This is a genomic window from Streptacidiphilus sp. EB103A (assembly GCF_041261405.1).
In the GTDB taxonomy this organism is placed as follows: domain Bacteria; phylum Actinomycetota; class Actinomycetes; order Streptomycetales; family Streptomycetaceae; genus Streptacidiphilus.
In genome coordinates, this window is the sequence record NZ_JBGCAQ010000018.1 from 1 (window position 1) to 21,399 (window position 21,399).

General features: G+C 67.7%; 11 protein-coding genes and 1 pseudogene. 2 read left to right on the forward strand and 10 right to left on the reverse strand.

Annotated elements, in window-relative coordinates:
- From ABH941_RS27745 to ABH941_RS27770, 6 genes and pseudogenes are all read right to left on the reverse strand, one after another.
- Positions 1-251 (reverse strand): annotated as a pseudogene (locus ABH941_RS27745) (IS1380 family transposase); the annotation flags it as partial.
- A gap of 158 nt (positions 252-409) precedes the next feature.
- Positions 410-1,402, reverse strand: a complete 993-nt coding sequence (locus tag ABH941_RS27750) for a tyrosine-type recombinase/integrase (RefSeq protein ID WP_370132267.1) — start codon at positions 1,400-1,402, stop codon at positions 410-412.
- The gene (locus tag ABH941_RS27755) at positions 1,399-2,325 is read right to left on the reverse strand and encodes a tyrosine-type recombinase/integrase (RefSeq protein ID WP_370132268.1); all 927 of its coding nucleotides are present in this window, start codon (positions 2,323-2,325) and stop codon (positions 1,399-1,401) included. The genes ABH941_RS27750 and ABH941_RS27755 overlap by 4 nt, the downstream gene beginning before the upstream one ends.
- On the reverse strand, positions 2,322-3,527 hold the full coding sequence (locus tag ABH941_RS27760; protein WP_370132269.1) for a tyrosine-type recombinase/integrase: 1,206 nt from the start codon (positions 3,525-3,527) through the stop codon (positions 2,322-2,324). Before ABH941_RS27760 ends, ABH941_RS27755 begins: the two co-directional genes overlap by 4 nt.
- A gap of 161 nt (positions 3,528-3,688) precedes the next feature.
- The gene (locus tag ABH941_RS27765) at positions 3,689-4,060 is read right to left on the reverse strand and encodes a transposase (protein WP_370132270.1); all 372 of its coding nucleotides are present in this window, start codon (positions 4,058-4,060) and stop codon (positions 3,689-3,691) included.
- A gap of 615 nt (positions 4,061-4,675) precedes the next feature.
- The gene (locus tag ABH941_RS27770; RefSeq protein WP_370132271.1) at positions 4,676-11,863 is read right to left on the reverse strand and encodes an RHS repeat-associated core domain-containing protein; all 7,188 of its coding nucleotides are present in this window, start codon (positions 11,861-11,863) and stop codon (positions 4,676-4,678) included.
- A gap of 418 nt (positions 11,864-12,281) precedes the next feature.
- Between ABH941_RS27770 and ABH941_RS27775 the strand changes: the two genes are divergently transcribed.
- Positions 12,282-16,634, forward strand: coding sequence for a LamG-like jellyroll fold domain-containing protein (locus ABH941_RS27775; protein WP_370132272.1), 4,353 nt, complete (start codon positions 12,282-12,284; stop codon positions 16,632-16,634).
- A gap of 711 nt (positions 16,635-17,345) precedes the next feature.
- Here ABH941_RS27775 and ABH941_RS27780 read toward each other — a convergent pair.
- Entirely contained in the window at positions 17,346-17,906 is a 561-nt protein-coding gene (locus ABH941_RS27780; protein ID WP_370132273.1) for a TetR/AcrR family transcriptional regulator, read from the reverse strand.
- 97 nt (positions 17,907-18,003) lie between these two features.
- Here ABH941_RS27780 and ABH941_RS27785 point away from each other — a divergent pair, with 97 nt between their 5' ends.
- Positions 18,004-18,432, forward strand: a complete 429-nt coding sequence (locus tag ABH941_RS27785) for a nuclear transport factor 2 family protein (RefSeq protein WP_370132274.1) — start codon at positions 18,004-18,006, stop codon at positions 18,430-18,432.
- Here the strand turns inward: ABH941_RS27785 and ABH941_RS27790 are convergent.
- The 3 genes from ABH941_RS27790 to ABH941_RS27800 form a co-directional block, all read right to left on the reverse strand.
- Positions 18,429-18,812 carry an IMP cyclohydrolase gene (locus tag ABH941_RS27790; protein ID WP_370132275.1) on the reverse strand — a complete coding sequence of 128 codons (384 nt, stop codon included), beginning with the start codon at positions 18,810-18,812 and terminating at the stop codon, positions 18,429-18,431. The two genes, ABH941_RS27785 and ABH941_RS27790, sit on opposite strands and share 4 nt — an antisense overlap.
- An 84-nt stretch (positions 18,813-18,896) precedes the next feature.
- Positions 18,897-20,075, reverse strand: coding sequence for an aromatic ring-hydroxylating dioxygenase subunit alpha (locus ABH941_RS27795; protein WP_370132276.1), 1,179 nt, complete (start codon positions 20,073-20,075; stop codon positions 18,897-18,899).
- Positions 20,076-20,121: 46 nt separating this feature from the next.
- Positions 20,122-21,396, reverse strand: coding sequence for an activator-dependent family glycosyltransferase (locus tag ABH941_RS27800; RefSeq protein ID WP_370132277.1), 1,275 nt, complete (start codon positions 21,394-21,396; stop codon positions 20,122-20,124).
- Positions 21,397-21,399: the final 3 nt, after the last annotated feature.

Sequence of the window (21,399 nt, forward strand, 5' to 3'; positions counted from 1 at the left end):
TGACGCAACCGGTCCATGTCCGCGATGCTGTCCGCGCCCGCCGCCATTCCCGCGACCAGCGCCATGACCTTCGCGGCGGGGTGCGCGCCCACACCGTTGACCGTGACGGGCAGACGCACCCGCTCAGCGATCAGACTCGGCAGTCCGCACCGCTCGGCCAGGCGTACCAGCGGCTCCAGGCCGCCGTAGGCCACCAGAGTCGGGTCATCGAACGCGGACAGGACTGCTGCGGGGGCATGGGAAGATTGCACGTAGGAGATGCCTTGCTGTACTTGCCGGATGGAACCCTAGAGAAGTCCCATCCTCGCAGGTCACAAGGCATCTCTTTGCTTCCGGGCCTCACGCCCAGCAGATATCAACCGGTGGATCCGGGCTGAGCTGTGGTGATGCCGTTGCGGCGTCGGGATTGTCAGAGCTGTTCGAGGAAGGCTAGTAGAGCGTCGGTGGGCTGGTAGCGGCTGGCGGTCGTGTCCGGCGGTGTAGTTCTCGCGATCGCCTGCTCCTTCAGCGCCATGTCCGCGTGGAGGTAGATCCGGGTGGTGGTCGGGCTCTCGTGACCGAGCCAGAGTGCGATGACGGTGATGTCGACACCGGCGTGCAGGAGAGTCATGGCGGCGCTGTGGCGGAGCGTGTGCGGCGTGATCGTCTTGCCGTGCAGGGCGGGATGGCCCTGTGCGGCGCGGGTGGCGTGCTTGCTGACCAGCCGTCCGACGGCGTCGCGGGAGAGCGGGGTGCCGACTCGGGTGCAGAACAGCGGCGCGGTGTCGGTGGCGGCGCGGCGTTCGGCGAGCCAGACGGCCATGGTCTGCTGGGTGTGGGCCGTCAGCGGCGTGCAGCGGTCTTTGCGTCCTTTGCCGTGGCAGCTGACGTGCGAGCCAGTGCCCAGGCGCAGATCGCCGACGGTCAGGGCGGTCAGTTCGGAGACCCGCAGCCCGGTCTGGGCGGCGAGCACGAGCAGGGCGTGGTCGCGCCGCCCGTGCCAGGTGGTGCGGTCCGGAGCCGCCAGGAGCGCGTCGAGTTCGGCGCGGGACAGGAAGTCGACGGCGGTCTTGGCGGTGCGCTTGGTCTGGATCGCCAGGACTCTGCTGATCAGTTGCGCGTGCTCGGGGGCTTGCAGGCTGGCGTAGCCGAACAGGGAGTGGATGGCGGCCAGGCGGGTATTGCGGCTGGCCGCGCTGTTGCCGCGGACGTTCTCCAGGTGCTGGAGGAACTCACCGATCGCGGTTGCGTCCAGATCGGTGAGATCCAGCCGGTTCGGCAGCTTGCCGGTGCGCCGGTGCAGGTAGGCCAGCAGGAGTTTGAACGTGTCGCGGTAGGAGGCGATCGTGTGCGGGCTGGCGTCCTGCTGGTTCATCAGCCGGTCGGTGAAGAACCCTTCCATGATCGGGGCCAGGGCCGTCATGACCGCTCCTGCTGCGCGGGTTCGAGGCGGTCGGCGGCCAGGGCGAGTACTTCCCCGGTGGCCTGCAGATACCAGTAGGTGGCCTCCGGGCCGCAGTGTCCGAGATAGGTCGAGAGCACCGGCAGATGCGCGGCGATGTCGACGCCTTCGCGCTGCCAGTCGGTCAGGGTTCTGACGGCGAACGAGTGGCGGAGGTCGTGGATCCGTGGTCGGCGACGGCTTGCAGGGGAGGCGATCCCGGCGTGGGTGACCAGCCGGGCGAAGGTGTCCTGAACTCCGCGTTGCAGTGGGCGTCGGCCGCCGGTGGTGAGGAAGAAGCTGTCGGCACGGACCTGCCGGCACAGCCGGTCACGGTGCCGGGCGTACTGGGCGAGCATCGCCGCGGTCGTCGGGTGGATCGGCACCAGCCGGGTCTTGCCGCCTTTGCCGGTCACCGTCAGCATCGCGGCGTCGGTCTCGACATCGGTGCGGTCCAGCCCCAGCGCCTCGCCGATCCGCAGCCCCGTTGAGGCGATCAGGCTGATCAATGCCTTCACCGTCGCAGACGGCAACGGCGCGGTGATGGTGCCGGCGGCGTGGACCAGGGCGGCGATGTCGGCCTGGGAGTAGATGAACGGCGTCGGCCGGTGCGCGCGGGCCGGCAGCAGGCCGGGGGCCGGGATCTGGCAGGCCGGGTCCAGGGCGTGCAGATGCCGGGCGAAGACGCGGACGATGCCGAGCCGGCGTGCCTGCTGGTTCGCCGAGGCCTGCGATGCCGCCGCCCAGGCCAGTGCCGCTGTGACCGTGACCGTGTCCTGGCCGTCCTGGTCGAGCCGGTCGGCGAAGTCCAGCAGCAGCCGCCCGTCGGTGACCAGGGTGAATCCCAGGGTGCGGCGCATCGCCAGGTAGTCCTCGACGCGCTGGCGGATCGTGGTCCCGGTCATCGCGCCACCGCCTGCGGGCAGGGCCTGGCCAGTGGCGACAGTCGTTGCTGGTCGACTTTCGCGTAGATCGCGGTGGTGCGCTGCTGGGCATGTCGCAGCAGTTGTCCGATCTCCTCCATCGAGGCGCCGGCCTGTAGTAGCCCGCAGGCTGCGGCGTGGCGGACGCGGTGCGGGCCGAACCGGGCGACGCCCGCGCGGGTGCAGGCCCGGGCCAGCACCAACGTGACCGAGGACACCGCCAGAGCGGTGAACGGGGCCTTTGCCGTGACGAACAGCGTCGCCGCGGCGGTTCTCGGTCGGGCGGTCAGCAGGTATTCGGCCCAGGCCTGGCCGACGTCGGCCGGCAGCGGCAGCATGTCGCGGCGGTTGCCCTTGCCGTGGATGGCGACCTGGCCGGCGTGCCAGTCGATGTCCTCCAGCCGCATCTTCGCGACTTCCCCGCCCCGCAGCGCCAGTCGGGTCAGCGACAGCACGATCGCGTAGTCCCGGCACCCGATCGCAGTCTGGCGATCGCAGGAGTCCAGCACGGCTTGGATGTCGTGGGCCGCCGCGGCCCGCGGAACTGCGTGCCGACCCGGATGGCCGCGGCCGACCGGAACCGCGCCGACCAGCAGATCCCGAACATGTCCAGCGACGTGCAGGAACCGCAGGAACGAACGCAGCGCCGGCAACGTCACCATGTCCGGACGGCCACCCTCACGCCGCCGGGCCCAGTCCATCACATAGGCCGTGACCTGGCCGGCCTCCAGCCGACTTACGCAGTCTTCGGAATCACTCGCCCAGTCCAGGAACACTCGAGCGCAGCGACGGTAGTGCTTCAACGTCCCCGCAGACACAGCCCGCTCGCCTTCCAAGAACGAGCTGTACTGCGCGAGCAACACCTCCTGCCACGTCGAGGGATCCGTTGCCGCCGACGGAGAAAGCACCTGTTGCGCCACCAGATGGCTCAGGATCGGCGCCAACGCCCTGACTGATCGCCCGGTCCGAAGTCCCGCCCCACGACGATCCGCAACGAACTGCCTGACCGTGACGTCGGACAGATCGGCCGTGCCCAGCCCGTGCCCGTCCAGCCACCCACTCAGCTCCGACAGCAGGCGCACATGCCCACGCACGGTATCCAGCGCATAGCCAGCCTCGGTCAACCTGAGCCGCAGCCCAGCCTCGTGACCCGCCAACGGCCCCACCACGAAAATCCTGGTCATCGCCAGCCCTCCCTCGATCGCTCCCCGACAACGAGATGCCCGGGACCGGACCGAGACAGGCCGAAATTATGACGAGACCACTCGAAAGAAACGCCAGCACGCTGGCCTCGCCGCAGCATTACTGACCAGACGTCATAAGGCACCTAATGCCGACATCGGCATTAGGTGCCCTTCTTCAGGTCGCCGGTCTCGTCCGCGATCAGTACCGCGTCCTGGTCGGCCAGTGCGGCCACGGCGAAGGTGCGGACCCGGTCGCGCAGCTCGTCAGCGTCCCACGCGGCCTTGGCCAGGAAGCCCTGCAGCCGGTCGGGGCTGGGGTGACCGGCGAACTCCGCGAGCTGCCACATGTTCTTGCGCGGTACCTCGCTCAGCAGCCCGCGCACCATCGCCCGCAGGTTCTCCCGCGACGCCGGGCGTGGGAAGACGTCATCGACCGAGACGCATAGCGCCTCCAACTCCCCCTCCAGCGCCCGGATCCCGCCCTCGCCCAGCTCGCTCGTTCCAACCGTCCCCGGCGGCAGCGTCAGTCCCACGAACAGCCCAACGAGCCGACCGTCGTCACGTCACGTGAACCACCGGCCGTAGTACTAGTACTGGCACGTCCAGCCCGTCCCCGCCATGGTCGCCGCACAATCCCTATGGCGCAGAATCCACCAAACCGTCGCAAAACGCATCCACTACCGGCAATGACGACAACGAGCTCTCGAAACGCCCCTGTAGTACAAGATTGCGCGAGTCTGGTCCCGGCGCGCGCAGCTATAGACCCCAGTTACCGGGCGACGTAGGAGACAATCTCCACAGCCTCTTGGAGCGCCGACCCCTCATCCGAATAGGGAACTCTGGACACTGTAAGGCGAGAGCATGAAATTGCCCCGCCCCCAGACTCGCTCGAGATATAAATATTCAACAAAGGGATTGAAGGCAAGTTCAATCGCGCAAACTCCGACTCGCCAAATTCCGAACTATCAACAAAATCGATAGCCAGACCCCTATAGAACATCTTCAACCTGACATACTGCACTCCTTCGCAGATGATAGATATCGCATCTTCGTCACCAGCGCCACGACTGTGCAAGGTAAGGCGGGAGTGCCCTACGCCATAGGCCCAGATGCTGAAATCTCTCGCGCTTTGCCATCGAAGATAATCGCTACTCACCCTTGCCTCCATAGGGGTTCGGTACCGGTTCTCCATCCCTGTACCAAGTCACTCTATCCCACGCCCCTGGCGTCTTGCTCAACTGGTACATCTCCCATCGCGTGAACCCTTGGTCATCCACAGCCGGGTTAACCTTGGCGCCAGAGGCAGCATAGGCAATCGGATGGTCAATTCCGTCAAGGTTTACGTGTATGAGGGTGACGTCATCATTAAGGAATCCGATAACTTGACTATGCCAAGACCCCTTCCCGTCAAATTGCTTATACGTTTTTGCCCCCACCGCCAGGCCGAACTCATCAAGAGCATCGGGATTCCCCGGCGTCTTCTGCTTGCCAAGCGCAATACCATTATCCGTTTCACCGGAATACATTTCCGCAAAGAACGCATCATCTTCTTCGCCAAAATCACCCCCAGCAAAGACAGCCATGGCACTCAGTGCACCGTCAACCCACGACCCGTGATAATTTTCGAACCCATAGAACTTATCCAGGGCCGAGCAGGATGCTGAGACAAATCCGGCCGAGCAGGAAATTGCCCAGAATTTCTCTACATTCTGAGAATATGAAAGCCTTCTATCCCACGTCATCCCCTGGACCATTTGGCCGTAAGTTGGAATATAGGGAGCCACGTGAATCGGCAAGAGCAATCCGTGCTTGGCGAGACTCTCGTGCTGCTGCTTCCTCCACGCATCGTCTACTTGAGCCTGACTGCGACATTTGCCACTGGCGTCCGCGGAGCACCCTACGTCGTCGGTTGCAGCCGCCATGGCGCCCCCGTCTTGTTGGCAGCCGTCGCAGTATTGCCCGGTGGGATCACTTCCGTTGACGGGGTCGTTGTCGCTGTAGGCGTAGCCGTTCCATTGCTGCGGGGTAGTGGTGTCAAGGACGGCGTCGTGGCTGAGGAAGCGGCCGAGGGCGGGGGCGTATTCGCGGGCGCCTTCGTTGGTGAGGTTGGTCTGTTGGTCTTGGGTGCCGCCGATGTAGCCCTTGGTGCCGGGCCAGGTGGCGGGGTTGCCGTTGGGGGTGCGGTCGGTGCCGAAGGGGGTGTAGGTGCGGCGCAGGATGGCTTTGTTGTCGGAGCGGACGTCGATGGTGGCGGAGCCGATGGGGTCGGCTGCCTGGAAGTGGAGGACGGTTCCGGCGGTGCCGGCGACGGCAGTGCGAATGGTGGTGGGTGCGCCGGGGAAGGCGTAGCTGCGGGTGTCGCCGGTGTAGGTGCCGGTGCTGTTGTAGGTGATCTGGTCGTCGCCCACGAAGACGGTGGTGGTGCCGTTGTCGGTGCGGGCGATGAGGTTGCCGGTGGCGTCGTAGGCGTAGCTGGACTTGACGGAGCCCTGGGTGGTGGTGGCCAGGCGGCCGTTGTAGTCGTAGGTGAGTTGGATGTCGCGGGCGCCTTGGGGTGCGCTGTAGGTGCCGGTGCTCCAGACGGCGGTGCCGGTGGTGCTGTAGATGACCAGGTTGTTGTCGTCCTGGAGCTGGAGGAGAGCGCCGGCGCTAGCAGTGCCGCTGGCCCACAGGGTGGTGGTGCCGGATTTGACGGTGAGGTTGCCGTCGGTGCCCATGGTGGCGGTGGCGCCGGGGTGGTTGTAGGTGTGGGTGGACCACAGGGCGCGGTTGGTGTGCAGGGAGTAGATGACCAGGTTGCCGTCGGTCTGCATGGCCAGACGGACGTTGCTGGAGCGCAGTTCACTGCCCGAGGCCAGGGTGGCGCCGGAGGCGAGTTTCTTGTCGCCGATGCCTTGCTTGATCTCGGTGGTGTTGCCGGCGGCGTCGTAGGTCAGGGTCTGGTCGCTGGATCCGTTGCCGGTGGTGACGTGGGTCGTGGCCAGGCCGTGGGGCATGGCGTGGGTGGTGCTGTCGGCTGCGGCGGCTGTGGTGGCGTTGTAGGTGGAGTTGGTGGTGGTGTCGCCGACCGAGCTGAGGCCGGGGACGGCGTGGTCGGTTTCGCTGGTGCGGTTGCCGGTGGCGTCGTAGCTGTAGGTCTGCCAGTACGGGGCTGGGCCACCGAGGGTGGCGCTGCTGGGGGTGGTGGTGGCGCAGGCGCCGTCGTCCATGACCTGGGTGGGGGCGGTCGGGTCACCGGTGGGCTTGGTGGTGATGCCCTGGGTGTCGGTCCAGGCCTGGGCAAGGCGGCCGAGGTAGTCGTACTGGTAGCACTGGGCATCGATGCCCGAGCTGGTGGTGGCCTGGTTCTGGATGTCGGTGGCCGAGGTCTTCTGGCCGGCGTCGTTGTAGCTGTAGGTGACCTTGTCCAGGGTGTGGCCAGTGGTGCCGTCAGCGGCTTGGGCAGCCACCGAGTAGTCCATCAGGCGGCTGGTGCCAGGGATGTACTCGTACTGCTGGACGACCTGGGTGCCGTAGGTGCCCATGGCGGCGTTCATGGGCTGACCGAGGGCGGTGTAGTTCATCCAGTTGACGTAGGTGGTGCTGTCATTGCCCATGGCCACGGGGATGTCGTTGTCGCCGTAGGAGATACCGACGTTCTCGGTGGGCATGGCGCCGGTGCCGGTGCCGACCGCGGGCAGGGTGGTGGTGTTGACGGTGCCGGAGATGGGGTAGTAAGTGCTGCTGTTGGTGTAGGTCAGGCCGGTGCCGCCGCCCAGGGCGGCGCCGGGCACGGTGGTGGTGCTGCCGGTGGCCTGGTAGCTGTCGGTGTAGCCGGTCACGGTGCTGGTGTAGGCGTTGCCGGCGGTGTCGTAGCTGGTGCTGGCCTTGACCTGGCCCAGGTCGCCGGTGGGGTCGAAGTCGGTGTGGGCCAGGTGGACCTGGGCGGTGGCGGGGCCGCCGTAGGTGTCGGTGGCCCGGCCCAGGTTGTCGTAGACCGTGGTGAGGTCACCGGCGTGGCCCGGGCGTGGGCTGATGGTCTGGGTCTGTTCCTTGTCGTCGTCGAAGACCGCGGTCATGGTGCCGGTGTCCGGGTCAGTGGACTTGACGGTGTCGCCCAGGTTGTCGTAGCCGGTGGTCCAGGTGTGTCCGGTGGAGTCCTTCTGCTGGACCTGGCGGCCCAGCGCGTCATAGCTGTAGGTGGTGGAGTCGTAGGCACCACTGTCGCTGGTGCCGTGGAACTGGCGCAGTTCGGTCTTCTGCCCGCGCCCGTCGGTCAGCACGGCGGTGGGGGTGCCGCCGCTGGGCGGGACGGTGTCGACCTGGTTGCCGGCCGGGTAGCTGGTGCTGGTGGTCCACTGCGGGTGGCCGTTGTACCAGTCGATGACCGAGGTGGTGCGGCCCATGCCGTCGTAGACGGTGTGCGTCTCCTGCGGGATGCCCGCGGTGTCGGGCTGGGTGAAGGTGCCAGCTGGGTTGGAGGCGGTGTTGAGGTAGGGGGTGTCGACCGTGACCGGCTTGCCGTGCGAGTCGTAGACGGTGTTGGCCACCAGGCGGGCGTTGGTGGTGCCGTCCGGGACGGTGGTCTGCTCCTCAATCAGGTCCTGCTGAGCGCTGTAGACCTTGTAGTCCTGGTGGTAGGTCAGGTTCTGCCGCAGCTGTTCGGTGTCCACCCAGCTGGGGCCGGAGTTGGAGACCGTATAGGTGTAGCGCAGGCTCGGGGTGGAGGTGTTGGCCGCGACGCTGTGCGGGTGGGAGGGCAACCAGACTGCGGTCAGCCGGCCCAGGCCGTCGTAGGTCTCGGTGGTGACCTTGCCGTTGACATCCGAGGTCGAGGTGGGCAGGCCCCGGGCCACGTCCAGGGTGGCGGTGGAGGTCCAGCCCTTGGGGTTGGTCGTGGTGATCGAGGTGGGCAGGAAGGTACCGCCCCCAGAGGTGTAACTGGTGCCGGCATGGCGGCCCAGGGCGTCGGTGGAGCTGGTGACCCGGCCGTAGGCGTCGTAGGCCACGCTGGTGTTCGCGGTCCACCGGGCGGTGCCGCCGGTGCCGTTCCAGTCCTTGAGGGAGGTGGTGGCCGTAGATTCACCGCTGCCTGGGCTGGCGGCGTCCAGGGAGCCGGGGATTGTGCCAAGGATGCTGGAGCCGTCGTAGAAGGTCTTGCTGTCCGACAGTGTGTGTGCGGCGTCGTTGGGCAGCGGGCTGCTGCAGCCTCCGGTGACCGCGAGGGTCTCGTCGGGCAGGCCGGTGATCGTCCCGTCGGCGTTGGACGCGTAGGTCGTGCTGGTGCACTTCTCCGGGGTGCTGGCGCCGTTGACCGGCAGGTGGGTGTCCCGGGCCACCTCGCCTCGGTCATCGACCGTAGCGACGAGGCCGGTGGTCTTGTCGTAGCTGGTGACGGTGTCGGTCAGACGCCAGGTCGAGCCGCTGATCAGGGTGTCGTTGTAGGCAGAGGTAGTGCCGGTGTAGTGGGCGTTCAGGTCGGGCAGGGTGTCGCCGCTGGTGCTGCGGCTGTGGGTGGCGGTGGCCGCCGAGAGCCAGGGCACGGTCATCGTGCGGCTCTGCGGGGTGCCGCCGTCCTGGTCGTAGGTCAGCGTCTCGTAGGCGGTGCCGGACAGCGGATCGGCGTCGGTGATGGTGTCGCCGGCGTCGTTGGTCACACTGGCGCTCTTCGGCGTACCGGACAGGGTGCTGTCGCCGTCCATGCCCTGCAGGTACTTCGATACCGACTCGGTGATCGGGTCCGGTGTCACCCCGGTGCGGGTGATGACCTGGCTGTAGCCGCGGAACTCGCCCCAGGCGCGGTACTTGGGGGCGGTGATGTTGTCATCCGCGTGGTGCCAGGCCGCACCGTTCTGCAGGTACTGGTAGGAGGTGTGCTGGGTGGGCGCGCTGGCCTGCAGGCCGGCCAGGTCCATCACGTCGACGGTGTTGACCAGGTACTTGTTGAACCAGTCCAGGATCGGCGCGGTGTAGCCGGGCGGGGTCCAGCGCACCGGGTAGCAGGACAGGGTGTCGTGGTCCTCGGCCGGGGGGCTGGTGCGCGAGCAGGTGTCACTGGCGTAGGAGACGGTGATCTGCTCACCTGTCTCGGTCGTGACAGTGGTCATCCGGTCGCGAGTCAGGGGCGTGACGGCAGGCTGGATCAGGCCGGCGACCCGGTTGCGGTACGGGCTTCCCTTGAAGGTGACCGAATTCTCGGGGACCGCGCTGCCGCCACCGCCGGTGTCGTTGCCGGTGTGGGTGATGGAGTCCAGCCACATCGCCCGCGGCGAGGTGGAGTTGGCCGTGTTCACATCCCCGTCGGCGGGGTCAGGGAAGTTGTCACTGGCCAGGTCGTAGGTGTCCACGGTGCGCCACGCGGCGGTCTGCCCGGGAGTGGTGTCCCACACCTGGGTGTAGATCTGCTTGAGGCGGTCGTTGGTCCAGAACGTGGGCGCGTAATGGGTACAGGTCCCCGACGAGGGGCAGTTCTGGTCGAACGGTACGTCAGGCCAGTTCGCGGCATCGGTCGAGTTCAGCGTGTTGTGGGCGCAGTCGTAGGTCTGCGTGTTGGTCCAGCAGCGTCCGGACGGGTCGCCCTTGAACTCGACCCGGGCGGCGGGGTTGTGTCCGGCCAGGTAGTCGGTGGTCTTGAAGCCGTAGGCCACCTGGTCCAACGTTCCGCCACGCACGTACCCCGGGGTGCTCAGGAGGGTGTGCTGGGTGCCTGCGGCGTAGTAGTTGTGCTCCGCGGTGTAGCTGTACACCGTCACGTCCGAGCGCGGGGTGATCACGAAGTCCAGGTTCCACTGCCAGCCCTGCATACAGGATCTGGAGTCAAAGCTCCCGGAGGTGTAGCAGGGCTCGCCGCTGTTGTTGCCGTAGACCGGCACGCCCCAGGCCGAGTTCGTCGAGGCATCGCTTCCGATCGTCCCGCTTCCGGCGCCCAGCCGCCCCAGCCGCTTGGCCAGGGGGTCAGCGCCGGGAAGGTGGTCGGCGCCGAACACGTACACCGTCCCCGAGCGGTCCCGCAGCGCCCAGAAGGTGTTGTTGTACAGCCCGTTGCTGATCCCGAAGTCGCTGCCGGACAGTTCGAAGACCTGCGAGCCGTCGTCGTCCGCCAGCTTCCACACGCCAGTGCTGTCATCGTGCACCAGGGTGTGGCTGGCCCCGTTCAAGGTGAGGGTGGCGTTGTCGCCGGCCCAGCACTCGTCGCTCTCCGTGGACGCCTCACCGTCATCGGAGCACGAGCGGTACGAGCGGCTGATCGACCCGGGCCACATCGTCCACCCGTCCCCCACCCACGAGCCCTGCCCGTTGGTGTAGGAGGTGCGCCCGTCCGCGTCCTGGGAACTGTAGGACAGCGACAGCTTCGGCGCCGCCCCGCCCACCGACGGCGGTGTCGCGATCGGGTAGGAGTAGGTGAACGCACCGGTATTGCCAGACGTGCCCCACTTCGCCGAGTCGTTGACCGGCGATGCCGCGTACGAGCCCGAGGTCCCAGAGGCGTCCGGCTGCCCGGTCAGCACCACTACCCCGGACTGCTCCACCACTGGCTTCGAGGCCAGCGGCCCAGCGCCGGTCGCGGCAGCGGCGTCCAGGCTTCGCGCGGCCGGGGCGGTGGCGGGCAGCGTCACATCGGTCACCAGCCGATGGTGGGCGGTGTCGTTGGCCGACGCCGCGACCGGCGTCCCCACCGAGCACCCCTTCGCCTGTGGGGTCGTCAGTACACAGGCGGGATAGGACACCAGGCGCAGGCGGTCGCTGTATCCGCCGCCGAAGGCGTCACGGATGCTGGAGTAGTCCAGCCCCACCGAAACCCGCTCGCTGGTGCTACTGGTGTCGGTGCGCGACAGCGAGATCATCAGCCCGGACACTCCGGCGCGCTGGGCTGCGGCCTGGGAGGCCACCGCCACATGCACCGCGGCCGGGGTGGCCGCCGTCTTGTCGGCCGCAGCGGCGTCGCGCGTCGCCTTTGTCGGCGGCAGCAGCTTGCCGTCCAACGCACCCGCCGCACCCACGACGACCGGAACACCGGGCGCGGCGTGCGGGGACGCGGGCTTCTGGACTACCGGCAACGGTCCATCGGTGACCAATCGCGCTGTGGAGCTGGCCACCAGGTCCGAAGGTGTGGACGACGTGGCCGCCGGGACCAGGGAGACGTCCGCTGCCGCTGCCGCGGGCCAGGCAACCGGCGCCACAGCAGCTGACTTGGCCGCAACCGGTTTGGGCTGGGCGGTGGTGGCGACGTTGTGTATCGGCACCGAGGTCTGGGCCTGGTCCGCGTGCGGCAGCCACACCTGCTTGGGCTTGTGCGCGCTCACCGCACTCGCGCTGGGCGCACCCAGCAGCATCGCGGCGGCCGACAGCACCGTCACCGCGGACAGCAAACGCCTGCCCCGGGCAACCGACAGGTGACGACGCATCAACACAACCCCCGCAGCCGAGCATGAAATCGATCTTGATCAGACCGATCTGCCTGACGCTAGCGGCGGTAGATCAACCATAAGTACCAAGAAATAGTAAAGAGTTGAGCGTGCACAGTCGATTACAGGTGCAATGTCACGACTTCATCGACGAAGTCACTTGAGAGCGTTTACACAGCAAACGGACTGCTATCACCCAGTTATGGCTCCCACCTGCAAGGATTTCTGTTGTTCTCAGGTACCACTGGCAGCTAGCGTTCGGGGCTCTATGCCTAACCGCTGACGCATCGAGGACTCCGTGCACCGAAAGCCCCACCGACCGTCGGGCCGCCGACGCTCGATAGGTGGTCTCACAACCGCCACACTGCTCATGACAACTCTTCTCGGTTCCACCACAACCTTCACAGCGCACGCCGATACCACCGCGGCCCCAGGCACGAGCCAACCGCCCGCCGTACAGCAGGCCGCCATCGACGCCAGCGCCAAGGCCAAGGCCACCGGCACCAGCGTTCCGGTCGACGCCGCAACCGATGCCGAGAACACCCTGACCGCCAACCCGGACGGCACCTTCAGCCAGACCACCAGCGCCAGCCCGGTGCGGGTGCAGCAGAACGGCGCCTGGGTCCCGGTCAATGCCACCCTGCACCGCAATAGCGACGGCACCTGGTCGCCTGCAGCCACCAACGCCGCCCTGACCCTTTCCGGCGGCGGACCGGCCGGATCCACCCTGGCCTCCATGGACGACAACGGCCAAACCCTCACCTTCACCTGGCCCACCGCCCTGCCCACACCCACCGTCACTGGCGACCAGGTCCTGTACCCCGCGATCCTGCCCGGCGTCGACCTCGAACTGATCGCCAACGATCAGGGCGGCTTCACCGACCTGGTCATCGTCAGCACCCCCACTGCCGCCCAGAACCCGGCCCTGGCCACCCTAACCATGGGAACCAGCTCCACCAGCGGCGTGACCCTGCACACCGACACGACCGGCAACATCACCGCCACCGCCGCCGACGGCACCCTGGTTTTCACCGCGCCCGCACCGCGGATGTACGACAGCGCTACCTCTACCAGCAGCAGTTCGCCCAGCAGCAGTCCCGGTGCCAGTGCTGACGCCAGCGGCACTGCGACCGCTGCCAGTTCGGCCAGCGCATCACCTTCCTCCACCGCAAGCGTCGCCTCCCCCACAGCCCAGGGCGCGCAGGCCAAGACCGCGCAGCGCCTGGCCCTGGCCTCGCAGAGCGCCGCCACCACGGGCGCGTCGCCCAGCAGCACGCCCCAGGCGACGCCGAGCACCAGCCCCAGCGCCTCGAACCCGACCGGCGCGGTGCAGTCGGCGCCGGTGGCGGTCGCCGTCAGCGCCGGCCAGCTCACTCTGACGCCCAATCAGCAACTGCTGCACAGCACCAGCGCCACTTTCCCCCTGGTCATCGACCCCAGTTACACCCCGATCTGGATCGGACACACCACCTCCTCGGGCGACTACGACTACATCCAGGCCGGCTGCCCCAGCGCCAAGAACTTCGACGCCAGCAACTCCTACGACACCAACGGAATCGGCGTCGGCTACCAGGGCTTCGCCACCTGCAACGGCGCCGAGCGCAGCGAGTACCAGTTCAACATCGGCTCCTGGATCGAGAACAAGACCATCGCCGGCGACGCCACCTTGAACGTCGACGAGACCTACATCGCCTGGAACGCCTGCGATTCCAGCAACAACTACGCCCAGTCCAACGTCACCGCCTGGGCCGTGCCGCACATCGACAGCAGCACCGACTGGAGCAACTACAACGGGCTCGGGGCCACGTGGCTGGACACCGAGTCCATCGGCGGCGCCAACCGCACCGGCTGCGCCGGCAACACCGCCACCTCCTTCAAGGTCTCCCGGGCCATCACCGATACCCCTGACGGCATCGTGACCCTGGAACTGCGCGGCAACGAGAGCGACGAGTACCAGTTCAAGCGGTTCGCCACCCACGCCACCCTGGCCTTCAACTACAACTCCACCCCCAACATCCCCACCAGCACCGCCACCACTCCCGCCACCGTCTCCCCTTCGGGAACCTGCAACACGGACCGGGCTGGTTCCGGCTGGATCCCGGTCGGCGGCGCCGGTGGCTACGTGAACGTTTCCGCCGTCTTCTCCGACAACGACGGCCAGTGGGGCCAGGACGTCATGGGCAAGTTCCAGATCTGGAACAGCTCCACCGGCGCGTCCCTGTTGGACACCGGCACTACCGGCTCCTGGATGACCTCCGGCAGCACAGCCTCCGCCAGGATCTCCACCAGCAGCCTGACCGACGGTGACATATACGGCTGGCAGGCCGAGACCTACGACGGCTTCACCTCCTCACCCGCCAGCCCCATCTGCTACTTCAAGTACGACAGCACACCCCCTGTCAACCTGGCCGTCAATGGTCACTCCCTCAACACCGGCCAGTGCGTCCAGGGCGACGACCTGCTGCAGGGCGCCACCGGACAGACCCTGCACCTGACCGCCACCGACGCCGAGTCCGGCCTGAAAAACTTCACCTACGCCTGGGGCGACAGCTCCCCCCTGGCCGCCGGAGGCGGCGCCGTCGTCTCCAGTAGCGGCAACCTCAGCTTCACTCCCATGAGCTGGGGCGTGTTCACCCTGTGGGTCGACGCCACCGACAACGCGGGCAACCAGGCCGCCTACGGCTGCTACACCTTCAACGTCGACGCCAACGACACCCTCACCTCCACCCCCGGCGACGTCGACGGCTACACCGGCACCTCGACCAGCCCGATCCCGCAGCACCCCGACGTGCTGAGCACCGACGCCAGCGGCAACCTCCTGGTCTGGCCCACCTACCAGGCAGGCGGCGCTTCAAAGATCGCCTCCACCAACACCAACGGCCCCAACCCCGACGGCACCTGGACCGGCGCCCTGTACTCCCACCGCGGCCCGGTCATCGGCGGCTCCGGCTTCATGGTCGACGACCTGTGGGCCCTGGGCAGCGACCGCACCGCCATGTACCTCTACCACAACCAGCTCAACGTCGTGGGCACCACCGCGGCCAACGGCCCCTACTACACCACCAGCAACACCGACCGCATCGACATCTACCCCTGCACCGCCGCCTGCAACGGACACCCCACCGACTGGTCCCAGGTCAACCAACTCCTCAGCGTCGGCGACATGAACGGCGACGGCCTGCCCGACCTGATCACCGAGGAAGCCGGCGGCAAGCTCTGGTACTTCCCCAGCAACGGCTCCCACAAGCTCGGCGCACCCACGCTGCTCGCCACCTGGAAGGGCGCCGACGCCCGCACCTTCATCGCCCCCGGCAACACCACCGGAGACCAGGGCATCGCCTCGATCTGGGGCCGCGACAACTCCACCGGCGCCATCTACACCTGGGCCGTCACCGTCACCAACGGCGTCCCCGCCCTGGGAACCCAGACCACCATCGGCAGCAACTTCGACGCCGCCGACTACCCCCAGATCCTCAGCGTCGGCGACCTGGGCACCGACGGCAAACCCGACCTGATCGCCACCACCGCCACCGGCGCCCTGGTCGAAGCAGCCAACACCGGCACCGCCACCACCCCCGCCTTCGACGGCACCACCGACACCACCCACCCCGGCCCCGCCCAGATCCAGCCCGGCGGCTGGGCCCTGGCCCAGTCCGCCCTGGACTCCAACCCCGTCCCCAACCCGCCCTCAGGACAGATCACCATGGCCCTGGGCAGCCTGTGCCTGGACGACCCCCAAGCGGTCCAGAGCGCCGGCAAGCCCGTCCAGACCTACACCTGCAACGGCTCCCCGGCCCAGCAGTGGACCCTCACCCCCGACCGAGCCATCCACCCCCAGCGCAACACCGCGATCTGCGTCAGCGGCGGCGTCTCCGGCACCGCGCTCACCCTGCAGACCTGCAACGGCAGCGCCGCCCAGCAGTGGACCCCCAACAGCGACGGCACCCACGCCCTGGTCAACGCAGCCACCACCGCCTGCCTGGACGACCCTCAGTCCTCCACCACCCCCGGCACCCAACTGCAGACCTGGCACTGCAACGGCAGCACCGCCCAGTCCTACACACCCAGCACCAGCATCCCCACCGCCCGCTGGCTCCTGAACGACACCGGCCCCGGAGCCTGGAACAGCGCCTCCAACCAGCACACCACCGGCACCAACGTCACCTACCAACAAGCCGGCCCCGTCCTGCCCGCCGGCAGCGGCACCGGCAAATCCGCCGCCTTCAACGGCACCAGCAGCATCATCACCACCGACAGCACCATCGTGGCCACCGACCACAGCTACACCGTCTCCGCCTGGGTCAACCCCAACACCCTCACCGGCCAGCAATGGGCCCTCACCCAGGCCGGCACCAACAAAATGGCCTTCTACCTCGGACGCGGCAACGGCGGCTGGCAGTTCATGACCACCAACGACGACACCGCCACCTCCACCTTCACCTGGGTCAACAGCACCCAAACCCCCACCACCGGAACCTGGACCCAGCTCACCGGCGTCTACGACGCCACCGCCAAAACCATCGCCCTCTACGTCAACGGCACCCTCGCCGCAACCACCCCCTACACCGGCGCACACCCCACCACCGGCAACCTCTCCATCGGCGCAGCCACCTCCGGCTACGAATACTTCAACGGCGACATCGCCGACGTCCAAACCTTCAACCAAGCCCTCAACCCCCGCCAAATCCTCAACCTCGCCGACACCGACCAAATCACCGGCTAACCCACCCACACCCCGTGCGCCGGACACCCACCCAGGGTGCCCGGCGCACGGCACTCCACGGCCCAATGCACCGATGGACCCCGGGGTGGACCTTCCTTGACTGGCATTCCCATCGGAAGAGCCTGCCGCAGACCTCCGCACAGGCACATGGTGTTGGGGTCGGCACCCGCCCTCCGGGCAACGACAACCCGTACGATGCGCGCGCCAAGGGGCTACCGCGATGAGTCCGTTCGAGACCGAACAGCCGCGAGTACGGCTGCCCCTGTCGGTGGGGCCGGACACCAGACTCGACCTCGGCGTCCTCGTTTTGTCCCCGTCCTGTCACCACTCCAAGCCAGCCCGATACAGCATGCGAACTGGCGGCGGGTCGGTGCCGTCGTTCGTCCGCTCGTCCGAGCAGGACCCGCGGCCGGCCCCGCCTTCCCACCGGTGTCCCGTCCCGCGGGTCACACCGGTGGACGGAGACGGGGGTAGCTGCGCCTGAACCGGCAGGGTCGAGCGTCGGCCTGGGTCCTGCACGTACCGCTGGCCCGAGACCGGCGACGAACCGTGGATTCTGCTCGCCCAGGCCGAGTTCTTCCCCACCGGTGAGCACCCCGATTTCCACGCCGTCACCGCTTGGTGATCCGCCGACAGGACCCGGAGGCGGAGGACTTCAGCCGGGTGAAGACGCTTCAGGAGTACTGGCACTGAGGTGCCGTCGGTCGACTGTCAGGGCCGTAGCGCGTCGCACATCAGTTGCGCGATCCGTGCCGCCGCACCGGGCCGTGCGCTCCACTGCTCTGCCGCGACGGCTCCGACGACCAGCAGGTGCAGATCCTCGGTGCCCGCATCGGCGCGCAGCGCTCCCGCTTCCTGGGCCCGCTTCATCAGGGTCCCCAGAACCGTCTGAAGATCACCCGCGACAGCCCGTGTCGATTCGTGGAGGTCCACGCCGACGCGGCTGAGCGCTTCGGCCATGTCCATCTTGGTGCTCGCGTCGGCGATCATCGAGGTGAAGAAGGCGAAGAACGACTCACCCGCGTCCTCCGTCGCGAGGGCGGCCCGTGCGTCCGCCAGGAGGTCTTCCAGCCGCCCGACGATGACGGCTTCGAGCAGCGCCTCCTTGGTCGGAAAGTGGCGGTGCACCGTCCCGGCGCCGACGCCCGCGCGCCGTGCGATCTCATCCAGCGGCACCGAGGGACCCTCTGCGGTGAACGCCGACCGCGCGGCTTCCAGCACTTTCGCGCGATTGCGTGCGGCGTCGGCACGCAGGGGTCGGTCCTCGTTCACAGAGTTCAGCTTATCCGTCTGGACAACCGGGGCGATCGCCCCGTATCGTCGGCGGCGGGAAGCGGGGCGAAGGCCCCGCTTATTGAGGAGGCATGCCATGTCCCGGAACACCCGCACCGCCCGCGAGACGGTCGACCTCATGCTCCACACGATCGTCCACGGCACCCGCGACGAGCTGGCCGACCTCTACGCACCCGACACCGTCATCACCAACCCCTTCGCCCCGGACGGCGTCCCGGCGTCCGTTTCCGGCAACGAGCAGCTGCGTACCCGGATGAAGGCGATGGGCGGCCTGATCAGGTACGACTCGGTGGACGAGGTGACGGTCCATGAGACCCGGGACCCCGAGACCGTCATCGTCGAGTTCGGCGTGAGCGGGACGATCGTCGCGTCCGAGACCCCGTTCACGCTCAGGTTCGTCAACATCGTCCGGGTCGTGGACGGCCTGATCGCGGAGTCGCGCGACTACAGCGACGGCGTCCGGACGGCCCAGCTGTTCGAACGTCTCGCGGTGAAGGTGGACTAACCGGCCCGGAGGGCCGAGGCGGGCCCCTGGACCGGGTCGAGTACGGCGGCGGCGACGCGGAACTTCGGGTTGAGGTCGGCGGGCGAGGCTCCTTTCCGCAGCCGTTCGGTCACCTCCGAGACCTGTTCACCGTTGCCGAGGACCAGCCAGTCGCGGGTGGCCAGGACCGCCTCGTAGTGCCGAAGCGGATCGTGCTCGCTCGGCGCGAGCGGGCCCACGAGCAGTCGGTCGCCTTCCACCCGCAGCGCACGGTTCTTGGAGGCGATACTGCGGCCGGTCAGGAAGTAGCCGCCGAGCACGGCCCCGGAACGCGTACGGGCGCACAGCACGCCCCGGCCCGGGTACGGATTCGCTGTCAACAACGCGGTCAGCTCTGTCATACGGAGCATCCTGGGGTATGCCGGGGCGCCACCCATCCGCACAGGCTCCCGATGGCGGGGCCCGTGCGGATGGGTGGCGAAGGGCTACTCCCCTTCGGCCACGGCGGAGACTGAGGCGGGTTCAAGGCCCAGGCCGCTGCCGCCGGCCAGCATGTCGTCGCAGACGCGGTGGAAGTGCGTGATGACGCACTCGCGGTCGTTGTGGATGTTCTGCCGGTAAGCGGACGAATGCTTGACCGCCGCCACATCCTTCCACTCGTCGACATCCTGCTGGATCACCGACTTGTAGATCTCCCAGAAGAAGTCGACGAGCTCCAGGTACTCCTTTTCGTCCGACTCGTAACGCAGCTCCCACGCCTCGAAGCGGGTCCGGTCGACGCTCAGCGGGACTGCCCGGAACATCTGGGTGTGCAGCTTCTGACAGTTGGCCACCGCGGTCGGGAAGAGCTGGTAGTTGCAGATGGCCAGAGCCGTGTGGTCGAGCGTCTGCTGGAGCTCCTCCAGCACGCCGAGGAACGGGACGACGTACATGCCGTTCCGGCCGAAGACGTCCATGGTGGAGTACCTGGCGTCCTTGGCGTCCTGGCCGCCCATGCCGTGCAGGGCCTGGGCATGGTAGTACTCGCTGAAGGCATCGATCACCACCTTCCAGTTGACATCCACCTCCCACTCGACCTTCTCGACGAGCTTCATGTCCTCCATCCGGAAGGCTGCCATGTCGTCCCGGACCTCGGGTGCGATCCAATCGCTCAGCGGGCCGGCCACTCCGGGCCCCGCGAGCACCGCCCAGACCCAGCCGCCCCACTCGTCGACATCGACGCCGGGCGAGCAGAGGTCCTTCAGGACCTTCTGGTCGAAGTCATGACGGTCCGGAACACCAGTGACCCTGCCGTCCTGGTTGTAGGCCCAGTTGTGCCACTTGCAGGTGAAACGGCGGGCGTCGGTTCCGCTCTCGGCGACAATGCGAGCGCCGCGGTGCTGGCAGACGTTGTGGAAGCCGGAGAGGCTGCCGTCCTGCTTCCGGCTGATGACGATGCTCTCGCCGTGGCCCTCCCAGACATGGAAGTCGCCCGGGTCGGCCACCTGCTCGGATCGGCAGATTATCTGCCAGCTCCGGTTGAGGATACGGATGCGCTCGTGCTCGTACCGCTGGGGATCCCGGTAGACGTCCGCGTCCAGGGTGGAAGGGCCGATCGGCGGGATGTTGGGGATGCCGGGTCCGAAGCGGGCCGGCAGGTCACCACGGGTAGGGCTGAATACCACAGTCGACCTCCAGGGTCGGATACGGGTTGGGTTGGGATGGGATCGGTCACCAGGGGTCGCCCTGGTGTTCGCGGGTGAGTTTCACCAGTTGCGCAACCACCTCGCCGGGCGCGGGATCGGCCTGCATCTCGCGCCGCAGCCGTTCTGCTCCGTCGTCGAACTGCTTTTCCTGGAGCAGGCGTTGCAGTCCTGCCCGGAGGGTCTCCGAGGTGAGCTCCGCGGGCGGGACGACCAGGCCCGCGCCCAACTCGGCAGTCCGCCGGGCGCGGTAGAAGTTGTCGAACACCGAGGGGAAGAGCAACTGCGGGACGCCCGCCGCAGCCGCCGTCGACCAGGTCCCCGCCCCCCCGTGGTGCGCGATCGCGGAGCAGGTCGGAAGCAACGCGTGCAGGGGGACAAAATCGACGGCCCGGAAGTTGTCGGGGAGGTGCGGGACCTCCTCGCGCTGGGCAGCGTCGAGCGTCGCGACAATTTCGGCGTCGAGGTCCGCGAGAGCGTCGAACAGCTTGGCCAGGGGTACCCCGAGGTACCCGGCGCCGTTGCGCCCAGTGATGCCCAGGGTCAGACAGATCCGCGGACGCTCCGGTGGCTCCCTCAGCCACGGCGGGATCGTCGCGGGCCCGTTGTAGGGGATGTAGCGCATCGGTACGGTGCGCTCGCCGAGCGGCAGCCGGATGCCCGCAGGCATCTGGTCGATGGTCCAGTGCCCTCGGACCATCCGCTCCTCGAAGGCCAGCCCGTAGGGTTCCAGCAGGCCACCGAGCCAATCCGCGAGCGGATCCGCCCGCTCGGCCCGCGGGCGGGCGGCGAGCTCCTTCAGGAACCAGTCGCGCTGCTCCAGAACCAGGTCGGCTCCCCAGAGCAGGCGGGCGTGCGCGGCTCCCACGACTTCTGCGGCGATGGCACCGGCTGGCGTGAAGGGCTCCCAGACCACCAGGTCCGGGCTCCAGGAGCGGGCGAATTCCACCAGCTCGCCGACCATCGAGCGGTTGTTTGCCGGTGCGAAGAATTTGCTGGTCATCTGCTCGTTGACGGCCTGGAGCACCGGCCAGTGGTGGATTCCCGGCCGTGCCGGGTCCAGGTCCAGCGCGATGTTCCAGCCGTCGTCCGAGCCGCCGTCGCCCGAGCCGGCGATGGATTCGAGCCAGGCGTGGTCGTCGCCGACCGGCACTGCGGTCAGCCCGGCTGAGGTGACGGTCGCGGTGAGCGTGGGCTGGCTGGCCACGCGCACCTCGTGCCCCGCCGAGCGCAGGGCCCATGCCAGCGGGACCTGCCCCAGGAAGTGGGCATCCAGGGCGAACGATGTGAAGAGGACGCGCACGGC

Excerpts from the sequence above, each read along its gene's own strand:
- ABH941_RS27790 (WP_370132275.1), bottom strand. The coding sequence starts at position 18,812 with ATGACAGAGCTGACCGCGTTGTTGACAGCGAATCCGTACCCGGGCCGG.
- ABH941_RS27755 (WP_370132268.1), bottom strand. The coding sequence starts at position 2,325 with ATGACCGGGACCACGATCCGCCAGCGCGTCGAGGACTACCTGGCGATG.
- ABH941_RS27760 (WP_370132269.1), bottom strand. The coding sequence starts at position 3,527 with ATGACCAGGATTTTCGTGGTGGGGCCGTTGGCGGGTCACGAGGCTGGG.
- ABH941_RS27785 (WP_370132274.1), top strand. The coding sequence starts at position 18,004 with ATGTCCCGGAACACCCGCACCGCCCGCGAGACGGTCGACCTCATGCTC.
- ABH941_RS27775 (WP_370132272.1), top strand. The coding sequence starts at position 12,282 with ATGACAACTCTTCTCGGTTCCACCACAACCTTCACAGCGCACGCCGAT.
- ABH941_RS27750 (WP_370132267.1), bottom strand. The coding sequence starts at position 1,402 with ATGACGGCCCTGGCCCCGATCATGGAAGGGTTCTTCACCGACCGGCTG.